The following is an 18,623-nucleotide window of genomic DNA, read 5'->3' as shown; positions in this document are numbered from 1 at the left end:
CCAAGAAGACCGCCGTGGCGGTCGTCGAGGCCGCACCCGAGGCGACCGAGGCCAAGCCTCGCCGCCGCACGACGAAGAAGGCCGTCGCCGCTCAGCCCGAGAGCTGACGCACGATCGACAGGGCCCCGCTTCCCTCACCGGGAGGCGGGGCCTTCGCCGTTCCACCGCCCCGTACGAAGAGGTCCCGGTACGCCCGAGGGGAACCGCTGGGGAGACACCGCCTCCGCCCCGCTAGCCTCGTCCCATGAGCCGGCCGCCCACGTTCACCCCGCCCCCCCGCACCCGCGCCTACTCCCTCGCCACCGCCCGCGGTGACTTCGCCGTGCTGGACGCGCTCCCCTCGGGCGCGCACAAGGGGACCGCCCTGCTCCTGCCCGGGTACACCGGGAGCAAGGAGGACTTCATCGCGATGCTGGAGCCGCTCGCCGAGGCCGGCTACCGCGCCGTCGCCGTCGATGGCCGGGGACAGTACGAGACGCCCGGCACGGACGATCAACTGGCGTACGCCCAGGACGAGTTGGCCCGCGATGTGCTCGCTCAGGCCGAGGCTGTCGGCACCCCGCTCCATCTCGTCGGGCACTCCCTGGGCGGTCAGATCGCCCGGGCGGCCGTCCTCCTGGACGCCACGCCGTTCACCACGCTCACGCTCATGTCCTCGGGGCCCGCGCAGGTCGCGCCGGCCCAGCAGGAGAAGGTGAAGCTGCTGAGTGACGCGCTCGCGGTGATGAGCATGGCGGAGGTGTGGGAGGCGATGCGCGCCTTCGATCCCCCGGAGGACGCCGAGGACGTGAAGGACGCCCAGGGCGCCCGGGTCGCGGCGGTCAACGGTGAGGCGCTGCGCAGGCGTTGGCTGCTCCACCACCCCGCCCAGCTCCTCGCGACGGGCCGTCAGCTGACCGTGGAGCCGGACCGGGTCGACGCACTGGCCGCCGTGCGCACGCTCCCCAAGCACGTCGTCTCCGGTGCCCGGGACGACACCTGGCCGGTCCCGCTCCTGGACGCGATGGCGCAGCGGCTGGGCGCGCGCCGCACGGTCATCGACGGCGCCGAGCACTCCCCCAACACGGACCGCCCCGCCGAGACCGCCGCCGCGCTGATCGGCTTCTGGGATCAGTACTGAGACTGCAGGTGGTGCCAGAAGCCGTCCCGCAGGGCCCTGCGCAGGGTCGCGTGTCCCCGCAGGGACCGGCTGAGCAGCTTCTCGGCCTCGATCAGGAGGTCCTGGTCTACGGACCCTGGGAGGTAGGGATGGCCGGGCAGCAGCTCGGCCATGGTCGTCCGGCCTCGCTCGGACAGCCAGGTGGCGGCGATCTGCGCGCCGATGAAGCGCACCTCGTCGCGCGACGGCGGCGGTTCACCCTCGTTCTCGTACGTGGTGACGGGGCGCCGGGTGACGTACGGGCGGCAGAAGTCGAGGTCGAAGGTGCGCCGGCTGTCGACCTCCCAGAGCAGTGGCTCCGCCTGGTTGCGCCCGTCGGCCGCCTCGATGCCCCACAGATGGACGCGCGCCCCGTACCCCTGGGCCGCCTCGACCGCCGAGACGAGGTCCTCGTCGCCGCCGACGAGCGCCGCGTCGCTGATGGCCCGGTGGCGGGCGAGCGACTCGAGGTCGGTGCGGATCAGTGAGTCGACGCCCTTTTGCTGGTTGTTGGCGTTGAGGTTGCCGAGGCGCACTTTGACGTCGGGCAGTTCGGCGATCGCCTGCTGCTCGGGGGTGTGGATGCGGCGCCGGGCGCCGTCGTACCAGTAGACCCGCAGCAGCCGGCTGTCCGCGAAGATCGTGCGGGCCTTGTCGATGAAGGCCTCGATCAGTCCTTCGGCGTCCAGGTCGAAGGAGCGCCGGTCCTCGGTGCCTGCCACAAGCAACCCGGCCGCAGCATAGACGTAACCGGCGTCGACGAAGATGGCATGGGTCGAGGGGGTCTTCGCCACCTCGACCAACATGCGCTTCAGGAGCTCATTGGTGCGCTCCAGGCGCTCTCCGAGGTCGGCGGGCCGGTGGTCGGTGTGGGTGCTCTGTGCGTCGTTCATACGGGCCTCATTCTCCGGGGATCGGGGCCCGGCCGCCAGCTCCCCCTACCCCCTAGTAGTTAGCCATCCGAAAAATTTCCTTAGCGTAGGGAATGTTTGCAGGATGCACCCCGTTGAAGACTTACAGAACCACAGTTCTCCTCCAGGAGGATCACGCAGACGAAGGGAGAAGCCCATGCGCTTCGAAATCTTGCGACTCGACGACGTCGATGGCACCGCCGTGGACAGCACCGTCGTGGACGCCGCCTCCGTCAACCGGATCGTGCAGCAGGCCGCCGCAATCGGCCAGCGCATCTGGATCCGCCCGGCCGAATCCACGGCCTCGTAACACTGACGCGTCATGACGCACCGCGCCCCCGCGCGGACTCCGGAGAACCGGAATCCGTACGGGGGCGCAGTGGTGTCCGGGGTCCCGGACCGGCGCGGTCAGGCGCCCTGGATCACCTGCGTGATGCCGTTGATGATCTGCTGCACCGCGATCGCGGAGAGCATCATGCCCGCGAGCCGCGTCACGAGCACGACGCCGCCGTCCTTGATCACCCGGATGATCAGCAGCGAGTAGCGCATGGTCACCCACAGCACCACATGCATGGCGACGATCGCCGCCCAGACGGAGACCTGCTGTCCGGCGCCCTGCGCGTGCTGGACCGCCAGGATGACCGAGACGATCGCGCCGGGGCCGGCCAGCAGCGGCATGCCCAGCGGCACGAGGGCGACATTGACGTCCTTGGTCTGCTTGGGCTCGTCGGTCTTGCCGGTCAGCAGGTCGAGGGCGATGAGCAGCAGGAGCAGACCGCCCGCGATCATCAGCGCGGGTACGGAGACATGCAGATACGCGAGGATCTGCTGGCCCAGGATGCCGAAGACGGTGATCACGCCGAACGCCACGGCGACGGCCTGCCACGCCATCCGGCGCTGCACCTTGGTGGCCCGGCCGGAGGTCAGGGCGAGGAAGATCGGCGTGATCCCGGGGGGATCCATGATGACAAACAGGGTCAGAAAGAGTGAGCCGAAGACGGCAACGTCGAACACAGTGAGGGCCTTGCGGGAGAAGGGTCGTACAGAGAGGGGAGCGGGACGCACCGGCACATCGGCCGGCCCCGCCCGGAGGGGAAGCGCGAGGAGCGTCGGTTACGCGCGTCCGCCCGCGCCCGGCACCGGGAACGCGCCCGTCGCGCGGCGCGTGATCTCGCCGTAGATCTCCGGGTCGGTGGTGTACTCGCCGAGGCGGCAGGTCTTGCGGCTGCCGTGGTAGTCGCTGGAGCCGGTGACCAGCAGCCCGAGGTCGGCCGCGACGGCGCGCAGCCGGGCCCGGGTCGGCTCGTCGTGGTCCATGTGGTCGATCTCGATGCCGTCGAGACCGGCGCCGGCGAGGGCCGCTATCGCGTCCTCGGAGAGTGTGCGGCCGCGCTTGGCGGCGCCCGGGTGGGCGAAGACGGTGACGCCACCGGCGTTCTTCACCAGCTTGATCGCCGTGAAGGGGTCGAGCTCGTGCTTCTCCACGTAGGCCCGGCCGCCGTCGGCGAGCCACTCGGGCGTGAAGGCGTCGGAGACGCTCGCGACGACTCCGAGCTCGACGAGGGCCTCCGCGATGTGCGGCCGGCCGACCGAACCGTCGCCCGCGATGCGCGCGACCTGCGCCCACTCGACCGGGACGCCCAGCTCCTGGAGCTTGCCGACCATGGCCCGCGCGCGCGGAACCCGGTCGTCGCGGACCAGTTCACGCTCGGCCGCGAGCTCCTGCTCGTCGGGGTCGAAGAGGTAGGCCAGCATGTGCAGGCCGGTGCCGTCGAGGCGGCAGGAGAGTTCGGCGCCGGTGACGAGCGTGAGGCCGGCGGGGAGTGCGGCGATCGCCTCGGCGTGGCCGCGGGTGGAGTCGTGGTCGGTCAGCGCGACGACGTCCAGCCCCTCCGCGGCCGCGTTGCGGACGAGCTCGGCCGGGGTGTCCGTACCGTCGGAAGCCGTGGAGTGGGTGTGCAGGTCGATGCGCACGACGCGGGACTCCGGGGCTCGGGACGGACAGGGGGACGCTCAAGGATAACGGTCGATTCGAACGCCCCGGAGCACTCCGGGCAGCCCATCGGGGCCGACTCGGTCACATCCCCCACCTCTCGCCTCCCCCGGCCACGCACACCCCCGTAACGGCTCGTGCGGCCCGTCCCGTCAGGACAGCAGCCGCGGTGTCAGCGCCCCGCAGGGCAGCAGCTCCACCTCCGCGCCCGCGTCCCGCAGATCGGTCAGCACCAGTTCGTCGTACATCAGCAGCCCCGACTGCTCGGGCCACACGATGGCCCACAGCCACAGGCCCCGCGCCTCGCCCGCGAAGACCGCGCGGTCCTCCGGGGCGCCGGAGACATGCCAGAGCGGCGTGGGGCGGCCGGCGGCGAGCACTTTCGCCTGCGGCGACTTGTCCACGCACATGGCGGGCCCGGGATCGGGCCCGTCTATCCCGGCGTAGCGCGCGCCGAGTCCCACACCCAGCTCCTCGGCGACGAGAAGCAGCTCACCGATGCCGCCGAGCGGCCCGGGGCCCGAGCAGGCGACGGCGGTGGCACGTCCGCCGCTGCGGTCGTCCCCGGCGTAGGCGACGCCGGTGTAGAGCCAGCCGACGGGCAGGGGCCAGGGCATCCACACGGGGACCTGGGCGCGGTGCACGACCACCCCGAGCGCCTCGACGCTGGGTGGGATCACGGGCTGCAGCGGGTGGACCGAGCCATGCACGTCGCACTGCCACGAGTCGGCGAAGAGACCGGGCGCCCTGACCCGGCCACCGCACTTCGGGCAACTGGGTTCGCCCCTCATAGGGTTCAACGGTCCTCCCCGGCCGTCCTCCCGTCAAGGACGATCACCCGTCCGGCCTGTCGCCCGTCACCCGCGCCCCGGCACTCTCACCTCTCCAAATTAGATGTAACTTGCATTCATTAGCGCCTCTAACTTATTCTGTGTATATAGCAACGATCTGTGGATGCCCGTCGATGTCAGAGGAGAAGCCATGCGCGGACACGATCCGTTCGCAGAGAACCAGGGCTCGGGAAGTCTGCTGCGCCAGCCGAGGGCGGTGTGGGCGACCGCCGGCGCGTCCGTCGTCGCCTTCATGGGCATCGGCCTGGTGGACCCGATCCTCCCCTCGATCGCCCGGGGCCTGCACGCCACGCCCAGCCAGGTGTCCCTGCTCTTCACCTCGTACTTCCTGATCACCGCCGTCGCGATGCTGGTCACCGGCTTCGTCTCCAGCCGTGTCGGAGGCCGCAGGACACTCCTCGCCGGACTCGCGCTGGTGATCGTCTTCGCCGCGCTCTCGGGGACCTCCGGCTCGGTGGGCGAGCTCGTCGGCTTCCGGGCCGGCTGGGGGCTGGGCAACGCGCTCTTCGTCTCCACCTCGCTCGCCGTCATCGTCGGCGCGGCGGCCGGCGGGAGCGCCGCGGCGATCCTGCTGTACGAGTCGGCGCTCGGCCTCGGCATGGCCTGCGGGCCGCTCCTCGGAGCCGTCCTCGGCGACGCCAGCTGGCGCTACCCCTTCTTCGGCACGGCCGCCCTGATGGCCATCGGCTTCCTGTGCATCACGGCCTTCCTCCGGGAACAGCCGAAGCCCGCCCTCAAGACCTCACTGCTCGACCCCCTGAAGGCGCTCGGCCACGGCGGACTCGCGTCGGCCGCCGCGTCCGCGTTCTTCTACAACTACGCGTTCTTCACGGTGCTCGCGTTCACGCCGTTCGTACTGAACATGACGCCGTACAAGTCGGGTGCCGTCTTCTTCGCCTGGGGTGTGCTGCTGGCGGTCTTCTCCGTGCTGGTCGCCCCTCGGCTGCAGAAGCGCTTCGGGTCGCTGAAGGTGCTCGGCGGGTCGCTGGTGCTTCTCGCCGTCGATGTGACGGTCCTCGGGTACGGCGACCACGCGACCGCGATCGTCTGCACGATCCTGTCCGGCGCCTTCATCGGGGTGAACAACACCGTCTTCACCGAGCTGGCACTCGGCGTGTCGGACGCGCCCCGGCCGGTGGCCAGCGCGGGGTACAACTTCGTCCGCTGGTTCGCGGCGGCCGCCGCCCCCTACCTCGCTCCGAAGATCGAGGAGTGGAGCGACGTCCACACGCCGTTCCTCGTCGCGGGCGCCGCGGCGGTGGTCGGCGCCGGAATCGTCTGGGCGCGGCGGGCCTCGCTGACCCTGGAGGCAGCGGACCTCGAGCCCAGGCACCTGACCGAGGACGGCGTCACCGCCTTCGCCAACTAGCCGTCCTCCACCGGCCGTTCAGGCCATCCGTCAGTCGAGCGTCACGGACCTGCGCAGCGGATCGCGCAGGTCCGTTCCGTTCGCCAGCCAGCGCTCCTCCAGCGCCTGGGCTCCATGCACCCGCTTCCAGGCCGCTTCGTTGGAGGTCATCGGGAGCAGCGGCAGAAAACGCACCGGGTCCATCGGCTCGCCCAGGTCGAGGTCCTCCACCAGACCGCCGGGCTCGGCGACCAGGACCGAGCTGAACGGCGCGCCCGGCCAGAGCGGTTCACCCACGTCCAGCGAAGCGCCGGGCGCCACGACGACCCCCTCGACCTGCGGCGACGCGGCCAGTACGGCGAGCGGGCGCAGCACCTTGTCGGTGTCCGCGAGCCCCGCCCGTACCGACAGCACCAGCTCGGCGCGCGGCCCCTTCACCGGGTCGGCGAGCACCGCCGTCGGATCGGCCATCGGCAGCGCGGACATGCCGAGCGTCGCGTACCGGACGACATCGCCGTCGGTGAACCGCAACACCTCGATCCGGTCCGTGCCGAGGAACGTCACCGCGGCGCGCGCGTCCGGCTCGCCGAGCGCGGAACGCAGCCGGGCCTCTACCAGATCCAGAACTTCTCCCATGCAGCGAGCATAAAGCGCGTACGGAACGGGCAAAGGAAGGGATTGACCCTCAGTCGGCTGATAGTCTTGGCCGCTGGTCGGGGCAGCACGCCGAGCGTGCTTTCGAGTCCCGACGACACGTCATCCCCCACGGGGGACCGGCCGGAGGAGGTGGGGCTGCGGTGGATCGAAGTCGATCGGGCAGTACCAACCGCTCTTCCGCAGGACGCCTCCCCTCGGTGATCTGAGCCCCCGTATCTCGGCCTGACTTCACCGGGCATCGGGTTCACGGCATCGCGCACGACGGAAGAGCACGTCATCTTTGCCTGTCTGTAGCGAACGCCGTCACCGCGATCCCGCGGTGCCGCCCGCTTTGCGGATGTGGTTCCACGTCCCCATTCCGGGCTGTGCCACGCCTCGCCGACGGCCTCTCCGTGAAGGAGCACGCCATGTCGATGATCCGTGACCTGCGCGCGGCGGTACGCCCCGCGCTGCGCCCCGCCCCGCACAAGGGCGGCGCCCCCTACAGCTCGTACGACCCCACCCGTGACCCCTCCGCCTCCAGTGCCGTCGTCGACTGCGCCGTCTACCGCGACGGCCGCCGGCTGAAGGACCAGGAGTGCCTGACGCCGCGTGAGGCGATGCGGCAGGTGCGGGAGGACGGCGGCTTCGCCTGGATCGGTCTGCACGAGCCGACGGAGGCCGAATTCGCCGGTATCGCGGCGGAGTTCGGGCTCCACCCGCTGGCCGTGGAGGACGCCGTCCACGCCCACCAGCGTCCCAAGCTGGAGCGGTACGACGACACCCTCTTCACCGTCTTCAAGACCATCCACTACGTGGAGCACGCCCAGCTCACCGCGACCAGCGAGGTCGTCGAGACCGGCGAGGTGATGTGCTTCACCGGCCGGGACTTCGTCATCACGGTCCGGCACGGCGGCAAGGGGTCCCTGCGCAACCTCCGCCACCGGCTCCAGGACGACCCCGAGCTGCTCGCCAAAGGCCCTTCGGCGGTGCTGCACGCGATCGCCGACCACGTGGTCGACGGCTACATCGCGGTGGCGGACGCCGTGGAGGTGGACATCGACCAGATCGAGATCGATGTCTTCTCCCCGCCCGCGAAGGGCAGCACCCGCGGCGCCGACACCGGACGGATCTACCAGCTCAAGCGAGAGGTGCTGGAGTTCAAGCGGGCCGTGTCGCCGCTGCTGCGGCCGATGCAACTGCTGAGCGAGCGGCCGATGCGGCTGGTCGACCCGGACATCCAGAAGTACTTCCGCGATGTCGCCGACCACCTGGCCCGCGTCCAGGAGCAGGTCATCGGCTTCGACGAGCTGCTCAACTCGATCCTCCAGGCGAACCTGGCGCAGGCGACGGTCGCGCAGAACGAGGACATGCGCAAGATCACCTCATGGGCGGCGATCGTGGCCGTGCCGACGGCGGTCTGCGGGGTCTACGGCATGAACTTCGACCACATGCCGGAGCTGCACTGGAAGTACGGCTACGAGATGGTGCTCACCGGCATCGTCGCGATCTGTTTCACGATCCACCGCACCCTGAAGCGCAACGGCTGGCTGTAGCGGGGGCTGTTCTAAGCTGCGGGCATGACAGAGACGCCGCTCGGCCCCGCCCTCGTCGAGGAGGCCACCAAGAAGTCCGGCCTCATCTGGGTGCGGGGCACGGGCCCCACCCGGGCGCTGTGGCATGTGTGGCACGAGGGCGCCGCGCATGTCCTCGGCGACGGCCCGGGCGAGCAGCCGCTGCCGGGGCTGGTCGACGGGGGCATCGCCGAGGTGACCGTGCGCAGCAAGGACAAGGGCGGCCGCCTGGTCGCCTGGACCGCGGTGGTGAGCGAGCTGGAGCCGGGCTCGGAGGCGTGGGAATCGGCGGTCGGCGAGCTCAAGGGCAAGCGTCTGAACGCGCCGGACGGCGAGGCGATGACGGACCGCTGGGCCCGCGAGTGCCGGGTGGTCCGCCTCACTCCCCAGGACTCCCGTACGGACCTTCCGGTCACGTCCCTCTCGGAACCCCCGCTTCCCACCCCGGCCACGACGCGTCACCCGATCCCGGCCTCGGTGCCCCGCCTGCTGTTCAAGCGCCGCGGCAGGCGCTGAGGGGCGGCCGGTGGGGGCGCGCCGTGGACCCGGGCTCAGCCCGACCGGGGCAGCTCGCGGCCGTAGTCGACCGTCTGGTCCGGGTTCGGGGGCGTCAGCGGGAAGTCCTTGTTCCATTCGGAGAGGACCACCACGCCCGCCCCGCCGGCCCGGGCGAACTGCAGCGGATACGGCTCGCCCTCCAGCGAGACGTCCATCGTGCCGCCCTCGCCCTGCTCGCCGCCCTTCAGCTTGACCGTGCGCGTGCCGCCGATCCGGTCGCGGTCGCCCTTGACGGCCTCGCCGTGCAGCCCGATCAGGCCCTGCAGCAGCGAACGCATGTCGGTGAAGCCGCGGAGCTGCTTGTACGAGGGGTCGTCCTGCGGGACCTTCACGTACTTGTCGTCGAGTTTGTCCGCCGCCGCGCTGCCGGGCCGGCTCGGCGAGGCGCTCGCCTTGCCGGCGTGCGACCAGAAGCCGGCGTCGGCCTTGAGGTAGAGCGCGTCGCCGACCCGCAGCAGCTCGAAGGTGCTGTTCTTCGTGACGACGGATCCGGTCGCGCCGGCCTGCTTGAGCCGCATGTTCAGCTTGTACGTGCCGCCCTTGCTGACCAGGGTGCCCGAGAGCCGTACCGCCTTCGCACCGCCCGCCGCCGCCTGCGCCTTGGACTCGATGGCGGTCGCGGAGAGCTTGCCCACGCCGTTGGTGCCCTCGTCCGGGTCCGCTCCGCAACCGGTGAGCGCCGCCGTCAGTCCGGCGCAGAGCGCGACGGGGAGAGCGGCCCTGCGGACTCGGGATACCGGGGTGAGAGCGGTCACCGGCGCACTGCCTCTCGTCTGCCTGTGGGGGATGGCAGATCGCAGCGTACCCGGGCGGACCAAGTGCCTCCGCAGGCAGCCGTACGGACCCGCTTCCGGGGCGCCACGGAACGGTACCAGCTAGCCTGAACCCGGCATACGGGAGTAATGCACGGCATCGGAGGGAGGCGCATCGCATGGCGGCAGGCGCCCCCCGCATCTTCGTCTCGCACCTCGCCGGCGTCCCGGTCTTCGACCCCAACGGCGACCAGGTCGGCCGCGTCAGCGACCTCGTCGCCATGCTCCGTATCGGCCGCCGCCCGCCCAGGCTGCTCGGCATGGTCGTGGAAGTGCTCAGCCGCCGCCGCGTCTTCGTCCCGATGACCCGGATCACCGGCGTCGAGTCGGGCCAGGTGATCACCACCGGTGTGGTCAACATGCGGCGCTTCGAGCAGCGCCCCACCGAGCGCCTCGTCCTCGGCGAGCTGCTCGACCGGCGGGTGCGGCTGGTGGGCGGTGTGCACGACGGCGAGGAGGTCACCGTTCTCGACGTGGCCATCCAGCAGCTGCCCGCCCGCCGCGACTGGGAGATCGACAAGGTCTTCGTGCGGCGCGGCAAGGGCGGCGCGCTGCGCCGCAAGGGGGAGACGCTGACCGTGGAGTGGTCCGCGGTCACCGGATTCTCGCTGGAGGAGCACGGGCAGGGCGCCGAGAACCTCGTCGCCACCTTCGAGCGGCTCCGCCCCGCGGACCTCGCCAATGTGCTCCACCACCTCACCCCCAAGCGGCGCGCCGAGGTCGCGGCCGCCCTCGACGACGACCGGCTCGCCGACGTCCTGGAGGAGCTGCCCGAGGACGACCAGATCGAGATCCTCGGCAAGCTCAAGGAGGAACGGGCCGCGGACGTCCTGGAGGCGATGGACCCGGACGACGCGGCCGACCTGCTCTCCGAGCTGCCGGAGGAGGACAAGGAACGGCTCCTGACGCTCATGCGGCCGGACGACGCCGCGGACGTGCGCCGGCTCATGGCGTACGAGGAGCGGACCGCGGGCGGTCTGATGACCACCGAGCCGATCGTGCTGCGCCCGGACGCGACGGTCGCGGACGCGCTGGCGCGCGTACGCCAGCAGGACCTCTCCCCCGCGCTCGCCGCTCAGGTGTACATCTGCCGGCCGCCGGACGAGACCCCCACGGGCAGGTACCTGGGCACCGTGCACTTCCAGCGGCTGCTGCGCGATCCGCCGTTCACCCTGGTCAGCTCGCTGGTGGACAGTGATCTGCCGCCCCTGGCGCCGTCCACGCCCCTGCGTGCCGTCACGAGCTACCTCGCGGCGTACAACATGGTCGCGGCGCCGGTGGTGGACGAGAGCGGCGCGCTGCTGGGCGCGGTCACCGTCGACGACGTGCTCGACCACCTGCTGCCGGAGGACTGGCGGGAGACCGAGTTCCACGCGGAGGAGGACCCCGCCCATGGCCGCCGGTGAGCGCACGACGGACCGGGAGCGGGCCGTTCCGCGCATCCGGCTCGACCAGCCGCGCGAGCGGCGGGCCAGGCTGCTGCCGGAGTACGACCCCGAGGCCTTCGGGCGGCTCTCCGAGCGGATCGCGCGCTTCCTGGGCACCGGGCGGTTCCTCGTCTGGATGACGGTCACGATCATCGCCTGGGTGGTCTGGAACGTCTCGGCGCCGGACGCGCTGCGCTTCGACCAGTACCCGTTCATCTTCCTGACGCTGATGCTGTCGCTGCAGGCCTCCTACGCGGCCCCGCTGATCCTGCTGGCCCAGAACCGGCAGGACGACCGCGACCGGGTCAACCTGGAGCAGGACCGCAAGCAGAACGAGCGCTCGATCGCCGACACCGAGTATCTGACCCGGGAGATCGCGGCCCTGCGGATGGGCCTCGGCGAGGTCGCCACCCGGGACTGGATCCGCTCGGAGCTGGAGGACCTCCTGAGGGAGATGGAGGAGCGGCGCGGTCTATTCCCGCCCGGGTCGCCGTACCGGAGTGACGAAGCCGACCGCTGAGAGGGCTTTCCGCAGGGTGTGGTGCGCGCCGTACCATCGTCCCTATGGCTACGGAAGACGCGGTGCGCGAAGCACTGGCGACGGTGAACGACCCCGAGATCAACAAACCGATCACTGAGCTCGGCATGGTCAAGTCGGTGGAGATCGGGTCCGACGGCGCAGTCGCCGTCACGGTCTACCTCACCGTCTCCGGCTGCCCGATGCGCGACACGATCACTCAGCGCGTGACCGACGCCGTTTCCCGCGTCGAGGGCGTCCCCCGCGTCGACGTCACGCTGGACGTGATGAGCGACGAACAGCGCAAGGAGCTCGCGGCCGCGCTGCGCGGCACCACGGCCGAGCGGGAGGTTCCGTTCGCCAAGCCCGGTTCGCTGACCCGTGTGTACGCGGTGGCCTCCGGCAAGGGCGGCGTCGGCAAGTCCTCGGTGACGGTCAACCTGGCGGCCGCGATGGCCGCGGACGGTCTGAAGGTCGGCGTCGTGGACGCCGACATCTACGGCCACTCGGTGCCCCGGATGCTCGGCGCGGACGGCCGCCCGACCCAGGTCGAGAACATGATCATGCCTCCGTCGGCGAACGGCGTGAAGGTCATCTCGATCGGCATGTTCACCCCGGGCAACGCCCCGGTCGTGTGGCGCGGCCCGATGCTCCACCGCGCGCTCCAGCAATTCCTGGCGGACGTGTACTGGGGCGACCTGGACGTCCTCCTCCTCGACCTTCCCCCGGGCACCGGCGACATCGCCATCTCCGTCGCCCAGCTCGTGCCGAACGCCGAGATCCTGGTCGTCACCACCCCGCAACAGGCCGCCGCCGAGGTCGCCGAGCGGGCCGGCTCCATCGCCGTCCAGACCCACCAGAAGATCGTCGGTGTCGTCGAGAACATGGCGGGCCTGCCGTGCCCGCACTGCGACGAGATGGTCGACGTCTTCGGCACGGGAGGCGGCCAGCGGGTCGCCGACGGGCTGACGAAGACCACGGGCGCCACAGTGCCGGTCCTGGGCTCGATCCCGATCGACGTCCGGCTGCGCGAGGGCGGCGACGAGGGCAAGCCGGTCGTCCTGTCCGACCCGGACTCCCCGGCGGGCGCGGCGCTGCGCGCGATCGCGGGCAAGCTGGGCGGTCGCGCGAGGGGCCTGTCGGGCATGAGCCTGGGGATCACCCCGCGCAACAAGTTCTGACACGCGTTCCGAGGCACGCGTGACGAAGGGGCGCCGCTCGTGAGCGGCGCCCCTTCGTCATTTCCGTACGGACCAGGACCTGGCGCGGGACCTGGACGGGGCGCGGGGACGGGGCGCGGGACCTGCCGAGGTCCCGCCGCCCTGTTTCCGCGGCCTGCCGGGTCCTGCTGGGGTTTGCCCGGGTCCTGCTCGGCCGTCAGGTGTACGTGGTGATGTCCTCGATCACCGAGAACGCCAGCCCGTACGCACTCATCCCCCGCCCGAACGCCCCGATGTGCACACCGCTCGCCGTCGACCCGGCCAGCACCCAGCCGAACTCGGACTCGCGGTAGTGGAACGGCATCGGCGCGCCGTCCACCGGCAGTGACAGCGCCGACCACTCGGGTCCGCCGAGGTCGTCGGCGAGCTCGAAGGCCGTCTCCGTCTGCTGGTCCAGCCAGTTGTCACGCAGGGCGTGGTCCAGCTGTGCCGGCCAGGTGTAGGCCAGCAGGCCCGAGCCGGCCAGCCAGGCCGCGGAGGAGACGGTGGTGGCGTCCAGGACGCCCGTGCCGTCACCGGAGCGGCGTACCGGGCTCGCGGCGACGGTGACCACGACCGCGAAGCGCTCCTTATCGGCGCCGCCCGCATCGGACTTTATGGTGGGTTCGTCGCCGTGACCGGTCGAACCGTGCTGCACGGTGCCGTCCGCGGCGGTGCCGACCTGCATGAGCCAGCGCGGCCCGGTGAACGCCGCGTCCAGCCCGTACCAGGGGAAGGCCGCGCGCAGGTACCCGTCGACCGAACGCCGGGACGTCGGCACCCCCTCCTCGGAGTCGGAAGGGGTGCTGGGTACGCCTTGCGTCCTCACCCGACTTGTCGTCTCCATCTCCCGGACGCCTCCTCTATCGGTCATGTCCGCATCGGCGGACAGATGGAGGATAGCCATCTTGTCCGGCCTCTCCGGGATTGGCCGTGGTCAGATGGCGTAGTCGGGTGAACGATCCGGCGTCTTCCGGGCGTGTCGAAGGGCGCCGGACCGGCCGGGTTACGGGGCGGGCCGATCCGGTCCGGACCGGTCCGGTGCGAGTAGGCCGATCCGGTGGGATCCGGTCGGGTCAGGTCGTGCCGGGACCGGTGCGAGTGGGCCGATCCGGTCCGGCCGGGTCGCGCCGGGACCGGTGAGGCCGCGCGGGGAGGGTCAGGTCGCGCGGGGAGGGTCAGGTCGCGTCGGCGTCGAACGGCGGGCGCTCGGGCTGGTCCCCGTCGCTCTTCTTGAGCAGATCCGGGGTGCCGGCGCCGTTGACCGCGGCCGGGACGGAGGCGGCGACGTCCGCGGACGCCTTGCCGTTGACCGCGTCGGCGACCTCGGTGATCTCCTTCTTGAGATCGAAGCTGCTGCGCAGCTCGCCGAGCTCCTTGAGGTCCTCGTTCTCCGCCATCTGCTTGCGGATGAACGTCTTCGGGTTCAGGTCCTCGAACTCGAAGTCCTTGAACTCCGGTCCGAGCTCGCTGCGGATGTCCTGCTTGGCGCTCTCGGAGAACTCACGGATCTTGCGGATGAAGCGCGTGGCGTCCTGGATGACCTTCGGCAGCTTGTCCGGGCCGAAGATGAGCACGGCGAGGACCACGAGCGTCACCAGCTCGAGTGCGCCTATGTCGTTGAACACCTTGCTGCTCCTTCACGGGGTCCGGGGCCCGTTCCACGGTACCCGGCGAATCTGTCGGCGCGGTACCTTCCGGCGACGGCCGCCTGGCGCTCAGGTGCCCTGCGAGGAACCGAGCGTCAACGTCTTGGTCAGTTCTTTGCCACCGCGCATCACCGTGAGCTCCAGCCGGTCGCCGGGGCGGTGGGATCGGATCTTCACTATCAGCTCCTCGCCACCGTGCACCCGCTGGCCGTCGACCTTGGTGATGATGTCGCCCGGCTTGATGCCGGCCCGCTCGGCGGGGCCGCCGGCGGTGATGGCCGGGGAGTCGTCCTTGCCCTTGTCGCCGACCTTGGCGCCGTCGCCGGGGTACTTCATGTCGAGGCTCACGCCGATGACCGGGTGCGTGGCCTTGCCGGTGTTGATGAGTTCCTCGGCCACGCGCTTGGCCTGGTTGACGGGGATGGCGAAGCCGAGGCCGATGGAGCCGGACTGGGTGCCGCCGCCCTCGGGTCCCGAGGCGCTGCCGGCGGCGCGGATGGCGCTGTTGATGCCGATGACGCGAGCCTTGGAGTCGAGCAGCGGACCACCCGAATTGCCCGGGTTTATCGGGGCGTCGGTCTGAAGCGCGTCGACATAGCTGATGTCGCTTCCGTCGCCCTTCTCGCCACCGGCGGTGATCGGCCGCTCCTTGGCGCTGATGATGCCGGAGGTGACGGTGTTCTGGAGGTCGAACGGGGCGCCGATGGCGACGACCGGGTCGCCGACGCGGACGTTGTCGGAGTTGCCCAGCGGCAGCGGCTTGAGGTTGGAGACGCCGGTGACCTGGACGACGGCGAGGTCGTAGCCGCTGTCCTTGCCGACGAGCTTGGCGCGGGCGGTCTCGCCACCGCTGAAGGTGACGGAGATGTTCCCCGTCGTCCCGGCCGGCTCGACGACGTGGTTGTTGGTGAGGATGTGGCCCTGCGGGTCCAGGACGAAGCCCGTGCCGGTGCCCTGGGATCCGCCGCCGCTGACGTGGATGGTGACGACGCTGGGCAGCGCCCTCGCGGCGATCCCGGCGACGCTGTCCGGGGCGCGCCCGGTGTCCTCGGGACCGTCCTGCGGGAGTTCGACGGTCGTGATGCCACCGTTCCGCTCGACGTAGGCACCGACGCCCCCGCCGAGGACCCCGGAAACCGCGACGAGAACGAGCGCGGCGACCAGACCGACACCGCGCCTGGCGTTCTTGGGTGCGGGAGCGCCGGGGTGGGTCAGCGGGTGCTGCCCGGGCGCGCTCCAGGGGTCGTACTGAAGGGGCAGCAGCGGGGCCGCGACGGCCGGCATGGGCTGCGGGTGGGCCTGCGGGTGGTGCGGGGCGGGCTGCGGCTGCGGTATGCCGTACGCGGGCGGCGGTACGGGCGTCCCGTGCGCCGGAGTCCCGACGGGCCGCTGCACGGGCGGAGCGGGCGCCCAGGGCCCCGGCCCACCGTAGGGCGGAGTGCTGTAGGGATCCGGCTCATGAAGCGGGGTGACGCGAGGGGGTACGGGCTGCGCCCCGGCGCCGGTCACGGGCGCGGCGGCGGCCGGCGTCGCGTCGGCCGGGGCGGTGTCACCGGCGGTCGCGGGCGTCGCGTCGGCCGGGAAAGCCGGCCCGGTCTCGGTGTGCGGTGCCGGGCTGGCGGAGTCCCCAGGCGCGGTCTCGGCGGTCGCGGGCGTCGCGTCGGCCGGGAAAGCCGGCCCCGTCTCGGTGTGCGGTGCCGGGCTGGCGGGATCGGCGGGTGCGGTCTCGGCCGCCGACGGCGTTGAGTCGGCCGGGACGTTCCCGCCGACGGCTGCCTGCGTCGCACCCCCCGGGGCGTGGCCGGCATCGGCGGCAGGTGTCGGGAGCACGACGCCCGTAGCGGCGGACCGGGGCTCGGCGGCATCCGCCTCGCGCACGCCGTCGGCATCGGCGGGTGCGGTCTCGGCGGCCGACAGCGTCGTGGCCGTCTCCGCACCCGACGGCGCGGTGGCCTCGGGAGTTTCGGAAGCACCCGGCGGCACGGCGTGGGCGCCGGAGGGACCGAAGGGTGCCGATTCCGCCGCCGCGCCGGCCACCGCGTTCTCCGGCGTCACGCCCGGCGCCCCCTCGGTGGTCGGGGGATCCGTCGGCATGGGGCTGTCGGGCGGGGCCGGGGTGGGGTGGGTCGTCGGCCGCGCAGGGCGGCTCCACCACTTCGGCTTCTGACCGGTGGGCTTCCCGTCGTCCATGTTCTCCCCGCAACTGGCCCGTCCGCGCCCCAGCGGGCGCCCATGCCCCTGGATTCAACCAGGTCTGGCGATCTCCGCGCAGGGGACCGCTCAGCGACGGGCGACGAGGGGGGTTCCGGACTGCGTGGGCGCCGCGAGGTGGGTGGGCGCAGGGGTCGCCGACGGGGTGACACCGGGGGCGAACGCCAGCTGGAGCGCGGGCCCCGTCGGACGTATCAGCGGCGACAGCGCGGTCGCCGCGAACGGCTGGAGCAGCTGCGCCGGAGTGCTCGGGACGGTCAGCGCGGTCACGGGCGCGTTCAACGCCGTCACCGGGGGCACGCCCGGCACCGTACCCGCGGACCGCTCCGCCGATCGCGCCGGGCCGTTGCCCGAGCCGCGCCGGCGCTCCATCTGCGTACCGACGGCGGTCGTGCCGTCCGCGGCCCGGTCGGTCGCGCTGCCCGACGCGCGGACGGGGGTGACACTGCTGCCGGTCCCCTCACCGCGCGCGCTCGCCTCGACCGCCGCCTCCATGGGCAGCGCGCCGCCGAGCGCGATCGCCGCGAAGGAGACCGCGCTCGCCGCGGCGAAGGCGAACCTGCGGCCTCGCCACGGGGACCGGTCGTGGTCCGGGCGTCCGACCTCGTGGATCCGGAAGCCCGAGCCCGTGGCGCCGCCCGGCAGGACGGCGGCCGAAGTCCCCGGCGGCACTCTCGGCGCCGTGCCGAAGCCGTCCGGTCTCACCCCGAATACTCCGTCGGCGAAACGTCCCGAGCCGAAGGGTCTCCCCCGCTCGTCGTCGTCACCCCCCGATCCTGGTCCCCCGGGCAGCCCCTGAAGGCGTGCCAGAAGCCCCTCGGACAGGGGAGGCGGCGCGGCCTGCGCGAAGACGTTCTTCAGCCGACGCTGGGCGTCGGCCTCCGCCTTGCACTTGGCACAGGTCGCGAGATGGGCCAGCACCCGCTCGCGGGCGTCATGGCCCAACTCGCCGTCGACGAGCGCGGCGAGCCGGTCCCCGAGGTGCTGTTCCGCAGGGGTCGGGCTTGTGCCACTCACGCGGGTCCGACCTCCCCTCCGACGGCCACGAACGCACGCTCCGCCCTGGCCTCCGGCGAACGGTGCTTCAGCGCCTTGCGCAGGTGCGACCGCCCGCGGTGGATGCGGCTGCGGACGGTTCCGAGCTTCACTCCGAGCGTCGCGGCGATCTCCTCGTACGAGAGTCCCTCGATGTCACAGAGGACGACGGCCGCGCGGAATTCGGGCGCGAGGGTGTCCAGCGCCTGCTGTACGTCGGCGTCGAAGTGGGTGTCGTTGAAGACCTGCTGCGGCGATGGCTCGCGTGACGGCAGGCGCTCCGCCGCGTCGTCGCCGAGCGCGTCGAAACGGATCCGCTGCTTGCGGCGGACCATGTCCAGGAAGAGGTTGGTGGTGATGCGGTGCAGCCAGCCCTCGAACGTACCCGGCGTGTACGTCGACAGAGAGCGGAAGACGCGGACGAAGACCTCCTGGGTGAGGTCCTCGGCGTCGTGCTGATTGCCGGTCAGGCGGTACGCGAGGCGGTAGACCCGGCCACTGTGCGTGCTGACGATCTCCTCCCAGCTGGGAGGAGTCCACGCCTGCGATTCCGCATCCGAGGCGAAGGTCGCGGTGGTGGGTGCGGAGTCGGCGGTGCGGAAACGGTCAGCGGTGTTGGTCACGGATTTCGGCTCACCCGCCGACCTGAGAAGGCGCCTCAGCACTCCTCCCCGGTCCACAGGCGCAGCCGCACCTCCCCTGTCGGCTCTGGTGGTGTCCAGCGGAGCCCCTACCATAGCCACCTCGCCCGTTAGCTCCGGATA

General features: G+C 71.6%; 19 protein-coding genes. 8 read left to right on the top strand and 11 right to left on the bottom strand.

Features of this window, described 5'->3' with window-relative positions:
* Window positions 1–244: 244 nt before the first annotated feature.
* Window positions 245–1,120 (top strand): alpha/beta fold hydrolase, encoded by an 876-nt coding sequence (locus ACZ5VC_RS07375; protein WP_469119147.1) that lies wholly within the window; start codon window positions 245–247, stop codon window positions 1,118–1,120.
* On the opposite strand, the gene ACZ5VC_RS07370 is transcribed toward ACZ5VC_RS07375, so the two are convergent.
* Complete coding sequence (locus tag ACZ5VC_RS07370) at window positions 1,111–2,031, bottom strand: NYN domain-containing protein (protein WP_469119146.1); 921 nt, start codon at window positions 2,029–2,031, stop codon at window positions 1,111–1,113. The two genes, ACZ5VC_RS07375 and ACZ5VC_RS07370, sit on opposite strands and share 10 nt — an antisense overlap.
* Before the next feature lie 175 nt (window positions 2,032–2,206).
* Here ACZ5VC_RS07370 and ACZ5VC_RS07365 point away from each other — a divergent pair, with 175 nt between their 5' ends.
* Window positions 2,207–2,359, top strand: a complete 153-nt coding sequence (locus ACZ5VC_RS07365; protein WP_468711807.1) for a hypothetical protein — start codon at window positions 2,207–2,209, stop codon at window positions 2,357–2,359.
* Window positions 2,360–2,457: 98 nt separating this feature from the next.
* Here ACZ5VC_RS07365 and ACZ5VC_RS07360 read toward each other — a convergent pair whose 3' ends face one another.
* From ACZ5VC_RS07360 to ACZ5VC_RS07350, 3 genes are all read right to left on the bottom strand, one after another.
* Complete coding sequence (locus tag ACZ5VC_RS07360; protein WP_469119145.1) at window positions 2,458–3,063, bottom strand: MarC family protein; 606 nt, start codon at window positions 3,061–3,063, stop codon at window positions 2,458–2,460.
* A 99-nt stretch (window positions 3,064–3,162) separates the two neighbouring features.
* A complete protein-coding gene (locus ACZ5VC_RS07355; protein ID WP_469119144.1) occupies window positions 3,163–4,023 on the bottom strand; it encodes a PHP domain-containing protein in 861 nt (286 codons plus the stop codon).
* 171 nt (window positions 4,024–4,194) lie between these two features.
* Window positions 4,195–4,833, bottom strand: a complete 639-nt coding sequence (locus tag ACZ5VC_RS07350; protein ID WP_469119143.1) for a DUF6758 family protein — start codon at window positions 4,831–4,833, stop codon at window positions 4,195–4,197.
* Window positions 4,834–5,023: 190 nt separating this feature from the next.
* On the opposite strand from ACZ5VC_RS07350, the gene ACZ5VC_RS07345 reads away from it, so the two are divergent.
* Window positions 5,024–6,262 (top strand): MFS transporter, encoded by a 1,239-nt coding sequence (locus tag ACZ5VC_RS07345; protein WP_469119142.1) that lies wholly within the window; start codon window positions 5,024–5,026, stop codon window positions 6,260–6,262.
* 30 nt (window positions 6,263–6,292) lie between these two features.
* Here the strand turns inward: ACZ5VC_RS07345 and ACZ5VC_RS07340 are convergent, their stop codons facing one another.
* Window positions 6,293–6,877 (bottom strand): suppressor of fused domain protein, encoded by a 585-nt coding sequence (locus ACZ5VC_RS07340; protein ID WP_469119141.1) that lies wholly within the window; start codon window positions 6,875–6,877, stop codon window positions 6,293–6,295.
* A 428-nt stretch (window positions 6,878–7,305) separates the two neighbouring features.
* Here ACZ5VC_RS07340 and ACZ5VC_RS07335 point away from each other — a divergent pair, with 428 nt between their 5' ends.
* Together ACZ5VC_RS07335 and ACZ5VC_RS07330 are read left to right on the top strand one after the other, a co-directional pair.
* Entirely contained in the window at window positions 7,306–8,433 is a 1,128-nt protein-coding gene (locus ACZ5VC_RS07335) for a magnesium and cobalt transport protein CorA (protein ID WP_468711813.1), read from the top strand.
* A gap of 24 nt (window positions 8,434–8,457) precedes the next feature.
* Window positions 8,458–8,967: a hypothetical protein gene (locus tag ACZ5VC_RS07330; RefSeq protein ID WP_469119140.1), complete on the top strand. Its 510-nt coding sequence runs from the start codon at window positions 8,458–8,460 to the stop codon at window positions 8,965–8,967.
* 35 nt (window positions 8,968–9,002) lie between these two features.
* Here ACZ5VC_RS07330 and ACZ5VC_RS07325 read toward each other — a convergent pair whose 3' ends face one another.
* Window positions 9,003–9,764: a hypothetical protein gene (locus tag ACZ5VC_RS07325; RefSeq protein ID WP_469119139.1), complete on the bottom strand. Its 762-nt coding sequence runs from the start codon at window positions 9,762–9,764 to the stop codon at window positions 9,003–9,005.
* 176 nt (window positions 9,765–9,940) lie between these two features.
* On the opposite strand from ACZ5VC_RS07325, the gene ACZ5VC_RS07320 reads away from it, so the two are divergent.
* The 3 genes from ACZ5VC_RS07320 to ACZ5VC_RS07310 are packed head-to-tail and all read left to right on the top strand — an operon-like array spanning window position 9,941 to window position 12,946.
* Window positions 9,941–11,227, top strand: coding sequence for a magnesium transporter MgtE N-terminal domain-containing protein (locus ACZ5VC_RS07320; RefSeq protein WP_469119138.1), 1,287 nt, complete (start codon window positions 9,941–9,943; stop codon window positions 11,225–11,227).
* On the top strand, window positions 11,214–11,768 hold the full coding sequence (locus ACZ5VC_RS07315) for a DUF1003 domain-containing protein (protein WP_469119137.1): 555 nt from the start codon (window positions 11,214–11,216) through the stop codon (window positions 11,766–11,768). The genes ACZ5VC_RS07320 and ACZ5VC_RS07315 overlap by 14 nt, the downstream gene beginning before the upstream one ends.
* Before the next feature lie 44 nt (window positions 11,769–11,812).
* A complete protein-coding gene (locus ACZ5VC_RS07310) occupies window positions 11,813–12,946 on the top strand; it encodes an Mrp/NBP35 family ATP-binding protein (RefSeq protein WP_469119136.1) in 1,134 nt (377 codons plus the stop codon).
* 196 nt (window positions 12,947–13,142) lie between these two features.
* Here ACZ5VC_RS07310 and ACZ5VC_RS07305 read toward each other — a convergent pair whose 3' ends face one another.
* From ACZ5VC_RS07305 to sigE, 5 genes are all read right to left on the bottom strand, one after another.
* Complete coding sequence (locus ACZ5VC_RS07305; protein ID WP_469119135.1) at window positions 13,143–13,811, bottom strand: hypothetical protein; 669 nt, start codon at window positions 13,809–13,811, stop codon at window positions 13,143–13,145.
* A 331-nt stretch (window positions 13,812–14,142) separates the two neighbouring features.
* Complete coding sequence (locus ACZ5VC_RS07300; RefSeq protein WP_469119134.1) at window positions 14,143–14,592, bottom strand: sec-independent translocase; 450 nt, start codon at window positions 14,590–14,592, stop codon at window positions 14,143–14,145.
* Window positions 14,593–14,682: 90 nt separating this feature from the next.
* On the bottom strand, window positions 14,683–16,803 hold the full coding sequence (locus tag ACZ5VC_RS07295) for a S1C family serine protease (RefSeq protein ID WP_469119133.1): 2,121 nt from the start codon (window positions 16,801–16,803) through the stop codon (window positions 14,683–14,685).
* A 90-nt stretch (window positions 16,804–16,893) separates the two neighbouring features.
* Window positions 16,894–17,841 carry an anti-sigma factor family protein gene (locus tag ACZ5VC_RS07290; protein ID WP_469119132.1) on the bottom strand — a complete coding sequence of 316 codons (948 nt, stop codon included), beginning with the start codon at window positions 17,839–17,841 and terminating at the stop codon, window positions 16,894–16,896.
* On the bottom strand, window positions 17,838–18,596 hold the full coding sequence (gene sigE / locus ACZ5VC_RS07285; RefSeq protein WP_469119131.1) for an RNA polymerase sigma factor SigE: 759 nt from the start codon (window positions 18,594–18,596) through the stop codon (window positions 17,838–17,840). Before sigE ends, ACZ5VC_RS07290 begins: the two co-directional genes overlap by 4 nt.
* Window positions 18,597–18,623 lie beyond the last annotated feature (27 nt).

The organism is Streptomyces sp. NPDC033174, from assembly GCF_055577795.1.
This window is presented reverse-complemented; position numbering and strand designations above follow the sequence as displayed.